Origin of the sequence: Allobaculum sp. Allo2, assembly GCF_022701175.1 — a bacterium.
Taxonomy (GTDB): Bacteria; Bacillota_I; Bacilli_A; order Erysipelotrichales; family Erysipelotrichaceae; genus Allobaculum; species Allobaculum fili.
Genome location: NZ_CP078088.1, coordinates 677,902 through 692,052 on the forward strand (window position 1 = coordinate 677,902; position 14,151 = coordinate 692,052).

Genomic DNA, 14,151 nt, shown 5'->3' on the forward strand with positions numbered 1-14,151 from the left:
GAGAGCTTTGTAATTTCAGAAGGCTGATCGCCTTGGGTACAGAACATACTGGAGCTTTGCAGGTCTGAGAGCTTTGTAATTTCAGAAGGCTGATCGCCTTTAAACGCCAGGTTAAACTGATCGATGGTGTCTGAGAGCTTTGTAATTTCAGAAGGCTGATCGCCAGTCACTGAGTTCCCCTCCCAATACGCGGTGTCTGAGAGCTTTGTAATTTCAGAAGGCTGATCGCCGCAGTTCAGACGCAGCAGATCGCAGAGCTTGTCTGAGAGCTTTGTAATTTCAGAAGGCTGATCGCCAGTCTCGCTTGAGGATAACCTGGCTTAAGTGTCTGAGAGCTTTGTAATTTCAGAAGGCTGATCGCCAAAACTCATCATGACGGCAACTGCGGTCGTGTCTGAGAGCTTTGTAATTTCAGAAGGCTGATCGCCACGCCAGCGGTTCGGGCTTTCCGTTCCTCTGTCTGAGAGCTTTGTAATTTCAGAAGGCTGATCGCCCTTGACTTCTGGAATCGTGCGCTCGCACGAGTCTGAGAGCTTTGTAATTTCAGAAGGCTGATCGCCTTCTCTTTTCGTCGTCCGGCGTTTCGTCTGTCTGAGAGCTTTGTAATTTCAGAAGGCTGATCGCCTTCCCGGTACTCAGTCTTCTGTATGTACTGGTCTGAGAGCTTTGTAATTTCAGAAGGCTGATCGCCGTTGTAACTTTCGGATCTGCCCGTTTCACTGTCTGAGAGCTTTGTAATTTCAGAAGGCTGATCGCCCTCTGTGTCGATTTCTATGGACGCAGATTCGTCTGAGAGCTTTGTAATTTCAGAAGGCTGATCGCCGCACGTAAATCGTTCCGGTAAGAGTGCCTTGTCTGAGAGCTTTGTAATTTCAGAAGGCTGGTCGCCACGGGAGAAATCGGTGGAAGCTGAGCGTAAGTCTGAGAGCATTGGGATTTCAGGAGGACAGTAATCAAACCAATTCACTTGCCTGGAAATTTCTAAGAAGTATTTTGAGTAATTGTTTCTAAACAAAATAGACAGAATATTTTCCAATGGCTTTTTGCCTTAGAACTGTTTTGATCATACCGAATAGAATTATTCCTTTACGCTATGCACGATGATAAGTTGTTTATTAAGACAGATATCAATTGGGTGTGCTCGACAGTTAGCAAGTTAAAAATGCAGATTTGGAACAGAACTAGATGATAAGTAGAAACTGGTAGATAAATATAAGGGAGGGCTTGTTCTGAATATGCCATTTAAATCGAACGGAAAAACGTCAGACTGTTCACATCAAACTAAGCTCTATCCACCGCCATTGACGTCAGAATTCATGAGAAAAATCCCTGAGCTCACAACTGCAGAGGTTTTGGAACCCATGCACGATGAAAAAAGCAAAGCCGACCAACGCGACGACAGATTCAGCAGATGCTTTTGATATTAGTTGCTCTGTGTGCAGCATGTGCGCTCGGCTACCTTATGTTTGGAAGAACTTGCATTTTTCAGATTGCCTTTGGCATGCCGTGTCCAGGCTGCGGAATGCTCCACGCATTTTCTCTCTGCTGACATTTCATTTTTATGAAGCGACAATTTATAATCCGGCGATCTGGATCTGGATTCCATTTGTCCTGTGCACAATTTTTGCCTGGTGGACCGGCAGATTGAAAGAGAACTGGTTTTTAGTTTTATTTGGATTTGTCACCGCAATCACGATTGGAATTTATATTTTTCGGATGATTACAGTTTTTCCGGCGTGGCCGATGGATTCCTATGCAGGAAATCTGCTAGGACGGGCAGTCGCGCTATTCAGATAGCCGTTATGGAAAGGCAGATTTGTAATAAATGGAAGAAGAGCCTTGGATGATCCAGGGCTTTTTCCATTTGCGAGCCTTCACACAGCGGAAGCCAGTTGGATTGGAGAATGGCGAATAAAGTTTTGAAAATTTTCAGGGAATGTTAAAAGGCGGCACAAAGCGCCCGATACAATGGAATCAGGAATAGGGATCTGCTTAAAAATACATTTTACGAATACAGGAACAATCCAAATTCTCAATTCGCATAAACTTGGAAAGGAGATTTTCAGCATGAAAAAGAAATCCGCTTTTATTCTGCTTTCAGCCTGCCTGGCGTGTGTCGGATGCACAACTGCACCTCAGAAGGGCAGTTCTGAATCTTTACAAAATGAAAATTCTGCACAGCAGCCAGCCGCAGTTGTTCAGCTTTCGGATCAGCAGAAAGCTTCGCTTTTCACCTTTTCCTGGAATTTATTTAACGAGCTTTATGAGGATGGAAAAGACGCGCTAGTCTCCCCGCTTTCCGCCTATTTCGCGCTGGGCATGGCGGCGCAGGGTGCTGATGGGAAGACGCTTGAAGAAATCGAAAAACGCTGGGAACAGACGTAAAGACGATGCGCGAATTATCGGCGAGCGCGATTCAGTCCGCAGAAGGCGAAAACAGACAATTGCAAATAGCCAATTCGATCTGGGTCAAAGATACAGAGCTCGATTCTTCCTATCTGGATGTTCTGAAAGAGGACTATGATGCGGAAGGCTTCGAGTCGGCGTTCGATTCAAAAGCGGCGGATCAGATTAATGACTGGGTCAGTCAGAAAACGGATGGACAGATTTCTAAGATGGTCGATTCCAGCGAGATTGAATCGCTCAGTCTGCTTTTGCTGAACGCCATAAATTTTGACGCAAAATGGCAAACCTCATACGAGTCGGAAGATATTACGCGCTTCACTTTCACGGCCGCCAGTGGCGAAAGTCAGGAATGCGACGCAATGCTAAGCATCGAAGATCAGTATGTGGATGCGGGCAGCGTCCACGGATTTATGCGCCCTTATGAAGGCGGACGCTATGCGCTTTGCGCGCTCATTCCCAAAGATGAGCAGAAGACGATCGATGAAGCCCTTCAGAAAATCGACAGCAGTGGACTCGAAAAGGCGATTCAGACTCCGCAGCAGCGGGATGTGCACGCCACAATGCCGCCATTTGAAGTGGAAAGCGCCTTTTCTTTAAAGGACGCCCTCCAGAAGCTGGGTATGGATCTGCCTTTCAGCGATCTCGCGGATTTCTCAGGGATGTCTAAATCCACGAAATTGAAGATCGGCGCTGTAAATCAGAAAAGCCGCCTTTTGCTGAATGCCCAGGGAACAAAAGCGGCCGCGGCGACCGATGTCGGGATGGTTGAAGAGTCGGCTCGTGTCGAGGAAGATCCAATTTATATTGCCTGCAACCGGCCGTTCCTCTATTTGATTGTGGATATCGAAACCGGAACCCCCGTTTTCATAGGCATTCAGAATTCAATACCAACTGAATCTGCAGGCTTGAAGTAGAAAACGGTAAAAAGGGGAGAGCGATTCTCAGACGTTCCTCTGTATTCTTCAAACTGCGAAAAGACGGCTTCGTCGAACGTTTCTGAAATTCGATGAAACCGCCTTTTTCGTATCGTTTAGGCGCTGCGCACTCTGAACATTTCTCGTCATTCAAAAGTAAGTGTCAAACAATCGACGGGTATACGCGAGACTGAATATTAGATACGCTAAACGGGATCCCTTTCGAGATCCCGCTTGGCGTATTTTTTATTCTTCATCGTTTTCTTCATACTTCGGATCCGGTCCACGGTATCCAATTCGAAGATATTCAGGTAAATCCTTTGAATACGGCAGAAGTGACTTCAATACATCTACCGCGATTTCATCGTCTTTGAACCATTTGAGTTCATCCAGAACGTACTCCATGTAGCGCTCTGGATTTAAGTCGTTCATTTCAGCCGATCGAAACAAAGTCATAAACGCTGCGACGACTTCCGCACCTTTGATACTCTTCGTAGTCTGGAAGTTTTGCGATTGATCACGAATGGCTTTACGGCTCTTTCTGCCACATTATTGTCGATCGGATAATCACCGTCTTCCAGGTACCTTCCCAACGAGTTCGCTCGATCCATGAAGTACTTGGCTGCTCTGTAGGCGGTGCTTCTTTCCTCGAATCCACTCTGAATCTCCATCATGACTCTTGTGAGTCTTTCAAAGCAGGGCTTTGAAAGTTCCTGCCGAACTTCGGTTCTCGCCTCGTGCGAGTAAGAAGCAACGTGGGATTCGATGTGGTAGAGCTTCCCGAACAGAGACAGGGCTGTGAGCAGAATCTGGAGACCCGGACTTGGTTCGGGTCTCTCTGTTTCGTCCAGCTGGGCTGCCGCTTCTGCGGCCTCTTCGTCGTTCTCCAGTGTGGTCTTTTCCCACTTCAGGACGTCTGCCTGATACTGCGCGAAGTCTGACCGGACTTTGATGGCTTCGAAGATCTTTCTTCTCGCATGGGCCATACAGTTGAGCTTTCTGCAGGGGACATAGTAGCTGGCATATGCATAAAGCCCGTCTGTCATAAGGGCATGACGAAAAGAACCGCCAAGGAGGGCGATTACGAACTCCTGTTTCTTGTAAGGGAAAAACTTATAGACAGCCATCTGGTTCTCTTCATAGATTCCGCTGACGGCGACAACCATAGAAGACTGTTTTCGATCTTTAACCTCCGTGCACTTTAAAACCGTCTCATCCATATGGACGACGTTACAGTTTGGGAGATCCTCAATCATTTGTTTTACGAGTGGCTTCAGATAAAGATCGTAAGTTTTTTCCAGGATGTTGCCCATGGTCTGACGGCTGATCGGCAGTCCCGTGAGACTCAGGTGCTTTTCCTGACGATAGGCCGGGGTTCCCATTACGAACTTATCGTAGGCAATTCCCGCGACCATAGAGGAAGTTGCGACACTCTTGTCGATCAGTGCAGGCTCGTCAGGTTCGGCGGTGCGGATGATGGCTTTCCCGTTTTCATCCGTACACTTGTTTGGGCACGCGACTGTCTCACGCAGCACTTCTTCCAGCCTATAGCGAGCGGGAATCCGATGAATCCTATAGTGACGTTTCATTCCAACAGTTTTCATCTCACAGCCGCAAACTGGGCAAATGCGCTTTTCCCCTTCTACACTGAAGGTAGTGGTTTCTTTGACCGCTTCCTGCTTTCTGCACTTGGTGGAAGGTTTTTCTTGCTTCCTTCAACAGAACTGAGCTTTAAATCTTCAGCTTCTTTACGATAGCGGTCTCCCTCTTCCTGATATTTCGCAGCCCGGTTAAAACAAACATCGGCTTTCAGATCAAGCTGAGCCAGCTGTTTATTCAGAATATTGATATCTGGGCCGCCGTCCTCGTTTTCAGAGTAATCCAGTTTCAAGGGAACCATCTTTTCCGTAGAAGGACCAAAGCGGCCGCTTTTCACGGCTTTATTGATTTCTTTAGCGAAATAGAGATCCAGGTACATATCCTCAATAAATTTGTCTTTCTCTTCTTCCGTCATGGTGCTGATCTGATGATGAAGATCTTCGAGGAGCTCGTTGCGGATTGTCTGGTAAGGGTTCGGCACATTCATGTATTAAATTTAACATATTTAGAGCGATAGATAAAGTAAATGGGATGATTTATCTTGATATTCCTTCAAGAAAATCATCCTTTTAAATTGGTTTAAACGTACTTATAAGTTCGTGGCAGAAATGCCGGCTGGGGAACAATCGACAGACCGGAAAGCAGAGAGGCCAGCTGCGAACAGTCAATTCGCATGAAGTCGGACTGGTCAGTGCTGACAGGCCACTGAAGGGAAGATCTGGAGAGTCGCTTATAAACAAGCCAGAATCCATTTCCGTCACGAAGGATACCTTTGATCTTGTTCTTCTGTCGATTAACGAAGAAAAGAGGGATCCATCCAGCGGATCCAGAGCGAGAGGTCCTTGAACCAGGGGACGTAACCGTCAATTCCTTTGCGAAGGTCAGCAGGCATCTGAGCCAGATAGATGTTTTTAACTTTGGAGAAATCGATACCGAGATCGATTGCAGGGATGATTGATTCCATGAAAAAGCCTCCTTGAATAAAGGAATTATCCCAAGGAGGCGGTCGAGAAAATACCCGTCTTTTATTTGACGCTTACATTCAAAATGGACAGGAGCTGTGTTCGAACGAAATGAATTCGAATCGCTGTCGGCGCGCAAATTGCTGTGTTCTAACTGAAGGTTTCCAGAAGGCTGGGAAGCTCACGAAGGGAGCAAACTTTTTAAGGCCATCTTCCTGCGAGCGTACAGTGCATGATTTTTGCGATCGACCCAAATGGCGGGCCAGCGCATTTTTCCAGCGGGAATCATATCCCACCAGTAGCCGGCGGCAATGTGAATGTGCGTGTTGCTTTTGAGATTCAAAGCCTTTTCGGCTTCTTCAAAAAGACGAGCTGCGGTTTATATGCGTGTACCTGATCCGCCAGAAGCACGTGGTCAATCGAACTGCCAAGCTTTTGCAGATGATGACGCATTAAAGAATCGTAAGTATTGGACATCAGGACGATGGTCCATCCCTGCGCATGAAGTTTAGCCAGACTCTCTTTTACCTCTTCAAAAGGCTCCGCTTCACGATACGCCTGCAGGATCCGTTCCGCCTGTGTCTGAAAGACTTGCGCGCTCAGTTCAAAATCGACATAGCTGAGAATTTCGCGTACGAGCGACTCAAATGGGCGAAAAGTTTCGCCATACATGAGCCGATCTTCATAGCGGCTGTAATAGTCGCAGGCTTTTTGGGGATCCAGCTGATTTGCGCGGGCAATTTGAGCAAGCGCCTGATCGACGCTGTCCAGATTGAGAAGCGTCCCATAGCAGTCGAAGGTGAGAATCCGATTGGATGGATTGTTTTCGTTCATGAAGTCCTCCTGCCGTCCGCCGACGGCCTTTTCGTTATTATGGATATTCTTACTGGCCGGCCGATACTTTTGAGATAAGGAAAGAATTTTGGCGAAAAAGATCCATATTTAGCGCATGAACATATAGCGCAGCAGCGTATGAAAAAGGGCCGTCTTCGTAAAGAAGACGGCCCGGTTCAGTTTTTAAATTGGATTGGATTAAAGATCGGTTTCTGTATATTCCGCATCGATGATATCGCCGTTGGAATCCGAGTGGATGGAGTCGGCGCCCGATTCGATGCGCGGATTCTTTCGCGGCTGAAGCTGTTAAATGTACTGTCGGTCGGCATCTGGAATGAACGGGTATAGACGCGAACGGTCGGCCGACGGAACAGCAGGCTGAGGAATCCAAAAATCAGCAGGAAGGGCAGCAGCGGAAGCAGGATACTTCCAAAAAGACTAAAGCAAGTGTGATCAGAAGAGTGGTAAGTACAAATGACATAGAGATGCTCCTTTCCGTTCATGCATACAGAATACCAGTGAGGTTCTGTCAAAAGCAGACAAAATATGTGCAATTTCCGTGTCGGGGCGAACCGCTTACACAACCGGGTTCGCAAGACACTTCTTTTCTAATCGCGTCTTGACAAAATAAGGCGCGTTTTTGACATTTTTCGCGTTTGGAGACCTGAATCTCAGCACTCGCGCGTTACGCTGCAGCGCTTCTGGATCGTGATGGATCCGGAAAAACGGTCCGCAGCTTCCTTTTCCATATTCTGGTCGCTTAAAAGGTAAATACAGCCATTGAGCCGTAATCCGCCTGCAGTTCGAGAACGCCGCTCTGATGCAGCCAGGATTCGACTTTTCCGGCCAGATCGTAGCCGGTCTGCAGTTCGTAGAGCGTAAAGGTTTTCGCTTCCAGAAAGGAAGCTTCTTTGAGCCCATTGGCAACGCCTCCCGAATAGGCGCGGACCAGGCCGCCTTTGCCCTAAAGCGTACCGCCAAAATAGCGGATGACCACGGCGCAGATTTCATCGGCTTCGCTGTTTCGCAGCACATCCAGCATTGGTCTTCCGGCTGTTCCAGCGGGTTCGCCGTCGTCGCTGGAATGGGTGAGCGCGCCGATTTTTACGGCGCTGCAGCAGTGCGTCGCATCCGGGTATTCCTTTTGATCTGCGCGATGAACTCCCGGGCTTCCGGCATCGTTTTTACCCGGTGAAGGAGGGTAATAAAACGGCTTTTTTGATTTCTTCGCGGAATTCAACATCTTCTTTGAGGACCATAAGCTTCCTTTCTGAATAATTCACACATTATTTTCATGGATTTTCATCAATTTTCATAAGTCGTTGACAGGCTTTTTGCCCCTCTTTTAGAATGAAAACACGTTCAAAAAGCACTGACAAGGACCAAACCATCAGGAATTCTTGCAGAAAGCGGCCGGCTGATGAAAGACCGCAGAACAATGATGGCATACTCCCTTCGAGCTGAAAGAGTGAATGCAGTAATTCTTTCCGGGTATTCCCGTTACAGAAGAAAGCGATTGATGGATCGCTAAGCGGCTGCCGCACTGGCAGCAAGAAGAGTGGTACCGCGGATCATTCCGTCTCTTTTCCCTGGGAAAGGAGACGTTTTTTTCGATATTCGCCGTTTCTGCGACCACAGACTGTCCGTTTTGCACACGCTCAGAGGCTGCATTTTCATCGTACTGAACAGAAAAGAGGATATTACATGAACGCGAACAAGTATTCACCGGGGTACTTTCCCCAAAGACCAGCGAATACCGCTGGGTCAGAAAAGATCATCCGGACAAGGCGCCGTTCTGGTGCTCCGTCGATCTGCGCGACGGCAACCAGGCGCTGATCGTGCCCATGTCCCTGGAAGAAAAACTGGAATTTTTCAAGCTGCTCTGCGACATCGGCTTCAAGGAAATCGAAGTCGGCTTTCCGGCCGCAAGTCAGACCGAATATGAATTTCTGCGCACGCTGATCGAGCAGGATCTCATTCCGGACGATGTCACCATTCAGGTGCTCACCCAGTGCCGGGAACACATAATTCGAAAGACGTTTGAAGCCATTCAGGGTGCTCCGAAAGCGGTGGTTCATTTTTATAATTCGACTTCGAAAGCGCAGCGCGAACAGGTCTTCAAAAAGTCCATGGAGGAAATTAAGGAAATCGCGCTGGACGGTGCCCGTCTGGTCAAGCAGCTTTCCCAGGAATACGACGGCAATTTCCTGTTTGAATATTCGCCGGAATCCTTTACCGGAACCGAACCGGACTTTGCGCTCGACGTCTGCAATGCCGTAATCGACATTATGGAGCCGACACCCGATCGGCCGATGATCATCAATCTGCCCGTTACAGTCGAAATGTCGCTTCCGCACGTATACGCCAACCAGATTGAGTACTGCTCCGACCGCCTCCATAACCGTCAGTCCATTATTCTTTCCACGCATCCGCATAACGACCGCGGAACCGGCGTCGCCGATACGGAACTGGCCCTGCTCGCCGGTGCTCAGCGCGTGGAATGCTGCCTTTTGGAAACGGGGAACGCACCGGAAACGTCGATGCGATTACGCTGGCGATGAACATGCTCGTTCTGGGCGTGGATCCGGGCCTCGATTTTTCCAATATGCCGGAAATCGTCGAAACGTATGAACGCCTGACGCGCATGCATGTGCATGACCGGCAGCCTTATGCGGGTTCGCTCGTCTTCGCAGCGTTCTCGGGAAGCCATCAGGATGCAATTGCCAAAGGCATGAAATGCAAGGAAGAAGATCCCGAAGGCCGCTGGACCGTTCCTTACTTGCCGATCGATCCGCAGGATCTTTCCCGCACATACGACGCGGATGTCATCCGTGTGAATTCGCAGTCCGGAAAAGGCGGCATCGGCTATATTCTCGAAACGCGCTACGGCTACAATCTGCCGCCGAAAATGCGCGAAGACTTCGGCTATAAAGTGAAGGATATTTCGGACCGCCACCATTCCGAACTGAAGCCGGATGAAATTTTCGAAATTTTCCAGTCGGCGTATCTCAATCTTGCTGCTCCGGCTTTCGATATTCACGAAGCGCACTTCATTCAGGGCAAGACGCTCAAGGCGATCGTCTCGGCCATTTATCAGGGCGAGGAAGTCGAATGGTACGCCTCCGGAAACGGCCGCCTGAACGCGGTCAACAACGCCATCAAGGGCGGAACGAGTCTGGAATACACGCTCGAAACGTATACCGAACATTCCCTTTCCAATAATTCTTCCGCCAGCGCTGCCTGCTATGTCGGTCTGCTCTGGCCGGACGGCAGCCGCACATGGGGCGCGGGCACGGATTCCGATATCATTTTCGCCGGAATTCTCGCCCTCGCCTCTGCGCTGAACAATCGCTTTATTCAAGAGGAAAAGAAGCGCTCGCATGAGCGAAGAAGAGGAGACTGAACTTTATGGCCATGACCATGACCCAGAAAATTCTGGCCAGCCATGCCCGTCTCGATTCCGTTGAAGCCGGCCAGCTGATTTTAGCGGATCTGACAGGCGTGCTGGGCAACGACATTACGACCCCGGTAGCTATTGCCGAATTTGAAAAAGCCGGATTTGATTCTGTATACGATCCGGAAAAAATCAACATTGTACTCGATCATTTCGTCCCCAATAAGGACATCAAGGCTGCCAAGCAGTCCGCTGCGTGCCGTTCCTTTTGTAAAAAACATGAAATTTCCCACTTTTACGATGTCGGCAAGATGGGTATTGAACACGCCCTGCTTCCGGAACAGGGACGAGTAACCGCGGGCGACTGCCTGATCGGTGCCGATTCCCATACGTGTACATACGGTGCGCTCGGCGCGTTTTCGACCGGCGTCGGTTCAACCGATATGGCCGCCGGCATGGCCACTGGTAAGGCGTGGTTTAAAGTGCCTTCCGCTATTCAGGTCGTCCTGAAGGGAAAGCTGCCCCGGTACGTATCCGGCAAGGATGTAATCCTTTCGCTGATCGGCCAGATCGGTGTAGACGGCGCGCTCTACAAATCGCTCGAATTCACGGGCGAGGGCGTGCAGTCGCTTTCCATGGACGATCGCCTCTGCATCTGCAATATGGCCATTGAAGCCGGCGCCAAAAACGGCATTTTCCCCGTGGATGAAAAAACGATCGCCTATCTCAAAGAACACGGCGCCGCGAATCCCGTTATTTTTGAAGCCGATCCGGATGCCGTCTATGAGCAGACGATCGAAATCGATCTCGATCAGCTCGTTCCGGTTGTGGCCTGGCCGCACCTGCCGGAAAATACCCGGCCGGCAAGCGAGTCTGGGGAAGTTCAGATCGATCAGGTTGTCATCGGCAGCTGCACCAACGGCCGCATGGAAGATATGGACGCGGCGTATGAAATTCTCAAGGGCCGTCATGTTGCGAACGGTGTTCGCTGCATCATCATTCCGGCGACCATGGACATTTACAAGCAGTGCATCGCCAACGGCTATCTGATGGCGTTCATTGAAGCCGGCGCTGTCGTTTCAACGCCGACCTGCGGTCCGTGTCTGGGCGGCTACATGGGCATTCTTGCTCCAGGTGAACGCTGCATTTCCACCACCAACCGAAACTTTGTCGGCCGCATGGGCGATGTCACTTCCGAGGTGTACCTCGCTTCGCCCTACACCGCCGCCGCCAGCGCCCTGACTGGATCTATTACCGATCCGAGAAATCCGGATCTGAATTCGAATGACGATATGGAGGACAACGCTCATGAATAATGCCTGCGGAAAAACCTTTCTTTATCCTGACAACGTCGATACGGACGTCATCATTCCCGCCCGCTATCTCAATACTCCGGATGCACAGGCGCTTGCTGAACACTGCATGGAAGATATTGATCCCAGCTTTACGCAAAAGGTAAAAGCCGGCGATCTGATTACCGCGGGATGGAACTTTGGCTGCGGTTCGAGCCGTGAACACGCGCCGCTGGCGATTAAAACGGCCGGCATCTCCTGCGTCATCGCGAAATCCTTCGCGCGCATTTTTACCGCAACGCCATCAATATCGGGCTGCCGATTCTTGAGTGTGAAGAAGCTGCGAACCAGATCCAGGCCGGCGATGAAATCGAAGTCGATTTCGCGACGGGAACGATTACCGACAAAACGCAGAACAAAAGCTGGAAAGCCCAGCCGTTTCCAGAATTCATTCAGGCCATCATCAGTCAGGGCGGCTGGATGAACTATTTGCGGCAGATGGAAAAAGACTGATTGGAAAGATCGGTTCAGCCGTCCATCGAAGCGATCAGAAACTCAGAAAATAGAGAAATATGCATCTCTGGATTTCACGCGGCAAAAGAAACGTTCAGAGATACAGAATTCTGAATCTGCGAAGTCACAGAAAGACAAAACGCTGAAAACGAACCGTTAAAAACAAAGCAATATAAAACAAAGCGTTAAAAGAGAAAAACCGAAATACGGAGAGAAAAACCATGAAAAAACCATCGGTGTCATTCGCGGCGACTGTTCGTCGCGCGAAATCGTCGAACAGACGCTGCGCGTACTCGATCGAATTGCCGAAAAATACAATCACGAATGGACGTATGTGCCAATCGCCATGGGCGGCGACGCCATTGACCAGTTTGGCGAACCGCTCCCGCAAAGCGAACTCGACAAATGCCTTGCGGCGGATGCAGTCCTGCTCGGTGCCGTCGGAGGTCCAAAGTGGGAAGGTCTGCCGGGAGACAAACGGCCGGAAAAAGGCCTGCTGGCTCTGCGCAAGGGCATGGGCCTGTTCTCAAACCTGCGCCCGGCGAAAATCTGGCCGCAGCTGGCCGACGCGTCCCCGCTCAAAAGGAAATTACTGATCAGGGCATCGATTTTGTCATCGTGCGCGAACTGACCGGCGGTGTCTACTTTGGCGAACACACCACAAAAGAAGTGAACGGCGTCCGTCAGGCGCTCGATCTCATGCCATACGATGAAAACGAAATCCGCCGCATCGGCAAAGTCGGTTTTGAAACGGCCATGAAGCGAAACAAAAAGCTTACCCTGGTCGATAAAGCCAATGTCCTCGATACGTCCCGGCTCTGGAGAGCCGTTCTGTACGATCTGGCAAAAGACTATCCGGAAGTGGATTTCGATGTGATGTTTGTGGACAACGCGGCCATGCAGATCTGCAAAAATCCCGCGCAGTTCGATACGATCGTCACCGAAAACATGTTTGGCGACATCCTTTCCGATGAAGCGTCCGAAATTACCGGCTCGATCGGCATGATCCCCTCGTCCTCGCTTGGCGAAGGCACACGGGGCCTTTATGAGCCGATCCACGGGTCGGCTCCCGACATTGCGGGAAAGAACCTCGTGAATCCGCTGGCGTGCATTCTCTCCGCCGCCATGATGCTTCGCTATTCCTTTGGCATGGAAGAAGAAGCGTCCGCCATCGAAAAGGGCGTCGAAGCGGTGCTCAATAAAGGGCTGCGTACAGCCGATATGATGAGCGAGGGTATGACGCAGGTCGGCACCCGCGAAATGACAGATGCGCTGCTCGAAGAACTCGCTGACTGAATTTTTTACTGTACTCAGCGGCTTTACCGGTCAGTCGGTCGCCAGGCCGGATTTGGGAGGGAAAGGATATCCCAGTCAAATCGCAAATCCATCCCCAGGGATATAGCCAAAAATTCCAAAACTATCAAAACTATATAGAACAGTCAGAAGCGGTTTTCACTCGGCCTTTTCCCTGCTGGGAAAGTGCCGGCTGAAGACCGCTTTTCTGCACAGCCTGCGCTTCTTTGTGCACCGGTTTAAGGAACGGGAAAAACAAGGAATAAATGCGGGATTCTTTTTGTCAAAGGAAAAAGGAATCACTAAGAAGCGATGAAATTATTCTTAAGTCCTTCTGGAAAGATAGCCCGTCGATATAATCGAACTATCGAGATCAAAAAGGAGGAAGGATGCATGGATTTTCTGGAAATGATGCCCTGGATCTGGGGCGCTCTGGCGGTTCTCTTCGGAATTGTAGAAGCCATGACCGTTTCCATGGTCAGCTGCTGGTTTGCGATCGGCGCTGGCGTCGCCGCACTTGCTGCTCTGCTTCACGCCGCTCTCTGGCTGCAGATTCTTCTGTTTGCGCTGGTTTCCGTTCTTTCCTTTGTTCTGATTCATCGCCGGCTGATCCGTGCATTTCACTTTCAGCCCGAACCGGACGGCGCGCAGGTGTATCTGGGCAAGACGGGACGGGTAACCGAGACGATTCGTCCCAGCCAGGATGGACGCGTACTTGTGGAAGGCCGGGACTGGAAAGCATCGTGTTCTTCCGCCGTCGAAGCCGGAAGTCTGGTTCGAACGCTGCGTCTTCATGGCGTTACGCTTGAAGTCGAGCCGCTGCAGACACCGCCGGGCACGAAAGAATGAGTCCAGGCTGTCTAAAGACGCAAAGGATATCGAAAAACAGAAATAAAGCTGATCCCGAAAGGGCAGTGAAAAAGAGACTGTAAGGAATTCTCGTA

Annotated in this window: 15 protein-coding genes, 2 pseudogenes, 1 CRISPR repeat array and 1 other annotated feature (1 of these 19 only partly in view); of the genes and pseudogenes, 10 read left to right on the forward strand and 7 right to left on the reverse strand. The window is 49.9% G+C overall.

Annotated elements, in window-relative coordinates; translation table 11 throughout:
- Positions 1–955: direct repeats of the CRISPR family, unit length 36 nt; unit sequence GTCTGAGAGCTTTGTAATTTCAGAAGGCTGATCGCC; it begins 1,852 nt to the left of the window's first position.
- 413 nt (positions 956–1,368) lie between these two features.
- The 3 genes from KWG61_RS04020 to KWG61_RS04025 all read left to right on the forward strand — a co-directional run bounded on the left by KWG61_RS04020 (position 1,369) and on the right by KWG61_RS04025 (position 3,320).
- Positions 1,369–1,797 carry a hypothetical protein gene (locus KWG61_RS04020; RefSeq protein WP_242745018.1) on the forward strand — a complete coding sequence of 143 codons (429 nt, stop codon included), beginning with the start codon at positions 1,369–1,371 and terminating at the stop codon, positions 1,795–1,797.
- Between the two features lie 270 nt (positions 1,798–2,067).
- The gene (locus tag KWG61_RS15935) at positions 2,068–2,385 is read left to right on the forward strand and encodes a serpin family protein (protein ID WP_256460778.1); all 318 of its coding nucleotides are present in this window, start codon (positions 2,068–2,070) and stop codon (positions 2,383–2,385) included.
- A gap of 5 nt (positions 2,386–2,390) precedes the next feature.
- Positions 2,391–3,320, forward strand: a complete 930-nt coding sequence (locus KWG61_RS04025) for a serpin family protein (RefSeq protein ID WP_256460779.1) — start codon at positions 2,391–2,393, stop codon at positions 3,318–3,320.
- 246 nt (positions 3,321–3,566) lie between these two features.
- Here KWG61_RS04025 and KWG61_RS04030 read toward each other — a convergent pair whose 3' ends face one another.
- The 6 genes from KWG61_RS04030 to KWG61_RS04055 form a co-directional block, all read right to left on the reverse strand.
- A complete protein-coding gene (locus KWG61_RS04030) occupies positions 3,567–3,776 on the reverse strand; it encodes a transposase domain-containing protein (protein WP_242744064.1) in 210 nt (69 codons plus the stop codon).
- Positions 3,773–4,924, reverse strand: coding sequence for a transposase (locus tag KWG61_RS04035; RefSeq protein WP_242745019.1), 1,152 nt, complete (start codon positions 4,922–4,924; stop codon positions 3,773–3,775). The genes KWG61_RS04030 and KWG61_RS04035 overlap by 4 nt, the downstream gene beginning before the upstream one ends.
- 38 nt (positions 4,925–4,962) lie before the next feature.
- Positions 4,963–5,406 carry a hypothetical protein gene (locus KWG61_RS04040; RefSeq protein ID WP_242743428.1) on the reverse strand — a complete coding sequence of 148 codons (444 nt, stop codon included), beginning with the start codon at positions 5,404–5,406 and terminating at the stop codon, positions 4,963–4,965.
- A 92-nt stretch (positions 5,407–5,498) separates the two neighbouring features.
- Positions 5,499–5,786, reverse strand: coding sequence for a transposase (tnpB, locus tag KWG61_RS04045; RefSeq protein WP_242745020.1), 288 nt, complete (start codon positions 5,784–5,786; stop codon positions 5,499–5,501).
- Complete coding sequence (locus KWG61_RS04050) at positions 5,713–5,883, reverse strand: hypothetical protein (RefSeq protein ID WP_242745021.1); 171 nt, start codon at positions 5,881–5,883, stop codon at positions 5,713–5,715. The genes tnpB and KWG61_RS04050 overlap by 74 nt, the downstream gene beginning before the upstream one ends.
- 337 nt (positions 5,884–6,220) lie before the next feature.
- On the reverse strand, positions 6,221–6,715 hold the full coding sequence (locus tag KWG61_RS04055; protein ID WP_242745022.1) for an HAD family hydrolase: 495 nt from the start codon (positions 6,713–6,715) through the stop codon (positions 6,221–6,223).
- A 138-nt stretch (positions 6,716–6,853) separates the two neighbouring features.
- Between KWG61_RS04055 and KWG61_RS04060 the strand changes: the two genes are divergently transcribed.
- Positions 6,854–7,063 (forward strand): hypothetical protein, encoded by a 210-nt coding sequence (locus KWG61_RS04060; RefSeq protein WP_242745023.1) that lies wholly within the window; start codon positions 6,854–6,856, stop codon positions 7,061–7,063.
- 616 nt (positions 7,064–7,679) lie between these two features.
- On the opposite strand, the gene KWG61_RS17065 is transcribed toward KWG61_RS04060, so the two are convergent.
- Positions 7,680–7,958, reverse strand: coding sequence for a YigZ family protein (locus KWG61_RS17065; protein ID WP_367614257.1), 279 nt, complete (start codon positions 7,956–7,958; stop codon positions 7,680–7,682).
- A gap of 120 nt (positions 7,959–8,078) precedes the next feature.
- Positions 8,079–8,302 (forward strand) — a binding site (T-box leader).
- Positions 8,303–8,559: 257 nt separating this feature from the next.
- Between KWG61_RS17065 and KWG61_RS17070 the strand changes: the two genes are divergently transcribed.
- The 6 genes and pseudogenes from KWG61_RS17070 (at position 8,560) to KWG61_RS04090 (ending at position 14,056) form a co-directional block, all read left to right on the forward strand.
- A complete protein-coding gene (locus KWG61_RS17070) occupies positions 8,560–9,276 on the forward strand; it encodes a hypothetical protein (protein ID WP_367614258.1) in 717 nt (238 codons plus the stop codon).
- The gene (locus KWG61_RS17075) at positions 9,216–10,118 is read left to right on the forward strand and encodes an alpha-isopropylmalate synthase regulatory domain-containing protein (protein WP_367614259.1); all 903 of its coding nucleotides are present in this window, start codon (positions 9,216–9,218) and stop codon (positions 10,116–10,118) included. The genes KWG61_RS17070 and KWG61_RS17075 overlap by 61 nt, the downstream gene beginning before the upstream one ends.
- Before the next feature lie 5 nt (positions 10,119–10,123).
- Positions 10,124–11,425 (forward strand): 3-isopropylmalate dehydratase large subunit, encoded by a 1,302-nt coding sequence (leuC, locus tag KWG61_RS04075; protein WP_230267750.1) that lies wholly within the window; start codon positions 10,124–10,126, stop codon positions 11,423–11,425.
- A pseudogene (gene leuD / locus KWG61_RS04080) lies at positions 11,418–11,914 on the forward strand (3-isopropylmalate dehydratase small subunit). The gene leuC and the pseudogene leuD overlap by 8 nt, the downstream one beginning before the upstream one ends.
- Before the next feature lie 283 nt (positions 11,915–12,197).
- A pseudogene (gene leuB / locus KWG61_RS04085) lies at positions 12,198–13,210 on the forward strand (3-isopropylmalate dehydrogenase).
- A gap of 390 nt (positions 13,211–13,600) precedes the next feature.
- A complete protein-coding gene (locus KWG61_RS04090; RefSeq protein WP_230267753.1) occupies positions 13,601–14,056 on the forward strand; it encodes an NfeD family protein in 456 nt (151 codons plus the stop codon).
- Positions 14,057–14,151 lie beyond the last annotated feature (95 nt).

What these genes read in the sequence shown, in the direction of transcription:
- KWG61_RS04025 (WP_256460779.1), top strand. Translation starts at nt 2,391, where the DNA reads ATGCGCGAATTATCGGCGAGCGCGATTCAGTCCGCAGAAGGCGAAAAC.
- KWG61_RS04060 (WP_242745023.1), top strand. Translation starts at nt 6,854, where the DNA reads ATGAAAAAGGGCCGTCTTCGTAAAGAAGACGGCCCGGTTCAGTTTTTA.
- KWG61_RS04090 (WP_230267753.1), top strand. Translation starts at nt 13,601, where the DNA reads ATGGATTTTCTGGAAATGATGCCCTGGATCTGGGGCGCTCTGGCGGTT.
- KWG61_RS04035 (WP_242745019.1), bottom strand. Translation starts at nt 4,924, where the DNA reads ATGAAAACTGTTGGAATGAAACGTCACTATAGGATTCATCGGATTCCC.
- KWG61_RS17065 (WP_367614257.1), bottom strand. Translation starts at nt 7,958, where the DNA reads ATGTTGAATTCCGCGAAGAAATCAAAAAAGCCGTTTTATTACCCTCCT.
- KWG61_RS04050 (WP_242745021.1), bottom strand. Translation starts at nt 5,883, where the DNA reads ATGGAATCAATCATCCCTGCAATCGATCTCGGTATCGATTTCTCCAAA.
- KWG61_RS04020 (WP_242745018.1), top strand. Translation starts at nt 1,369, where the DNA reads ATGAAAAAAGCAAAGCCGACCAACGCGACGACAGATTCAGCAGATGCT.
- leuC (WP_230267750.1), top strand. Translation starts at nt 10,124, where the DNA reads ATGGCCATGACCATGACCCAGAAAATTCTGGCCAGCCATGCCCGTCTC.
- KWG61_RS04030 (WP_242744064.1), bottom strand. Translation starts at nt 3,776, where the DNA reads ATGACTTTGTTTCGATCGGCTGAAATGAACGACTTAAATCCAGAGCGC.
- KWG61_RS04055 (WP_242745022.1), bottom strand. Translation starts at nt 6,715, where the DNA reads ATGAACGAAAACAATCCATCCAATCGGATTCTCACCTTCGACTGCTAT.
- KWG61_RS04040 (WP_242743428.1), bottom strand. Translation starts at nt 5,406, where the DNA reads ATGAATGTGCCGAACCCTTACCAGACAATCCGCAACGAGCTCCTCGAA.
- KWG61_RS15935 (WP_256460778.1), top strand. Translation starts at nt 2,068, where the DNA reads ATGAAAAAGAAATCCGCTTTTATTCTGCTTTCAGCCTGCCTGGCGTGT.
- KWG61_RS17075 (WP_367614259.1), top strand. Translation starts at nt 9,216, where the DNA reads ATGCTGCCTTTTGGAAACGGGGAACGCACCGGAAACGTCGATGCGATT.
- KWG61_RS17070 (WP_367614258.1), top strand. Translation starts at nt 8,560, where the DNA reads ATGTCCCTGGAAGAAAAACTGGAATTTTTCAAGCTGCTCTGCGACATC.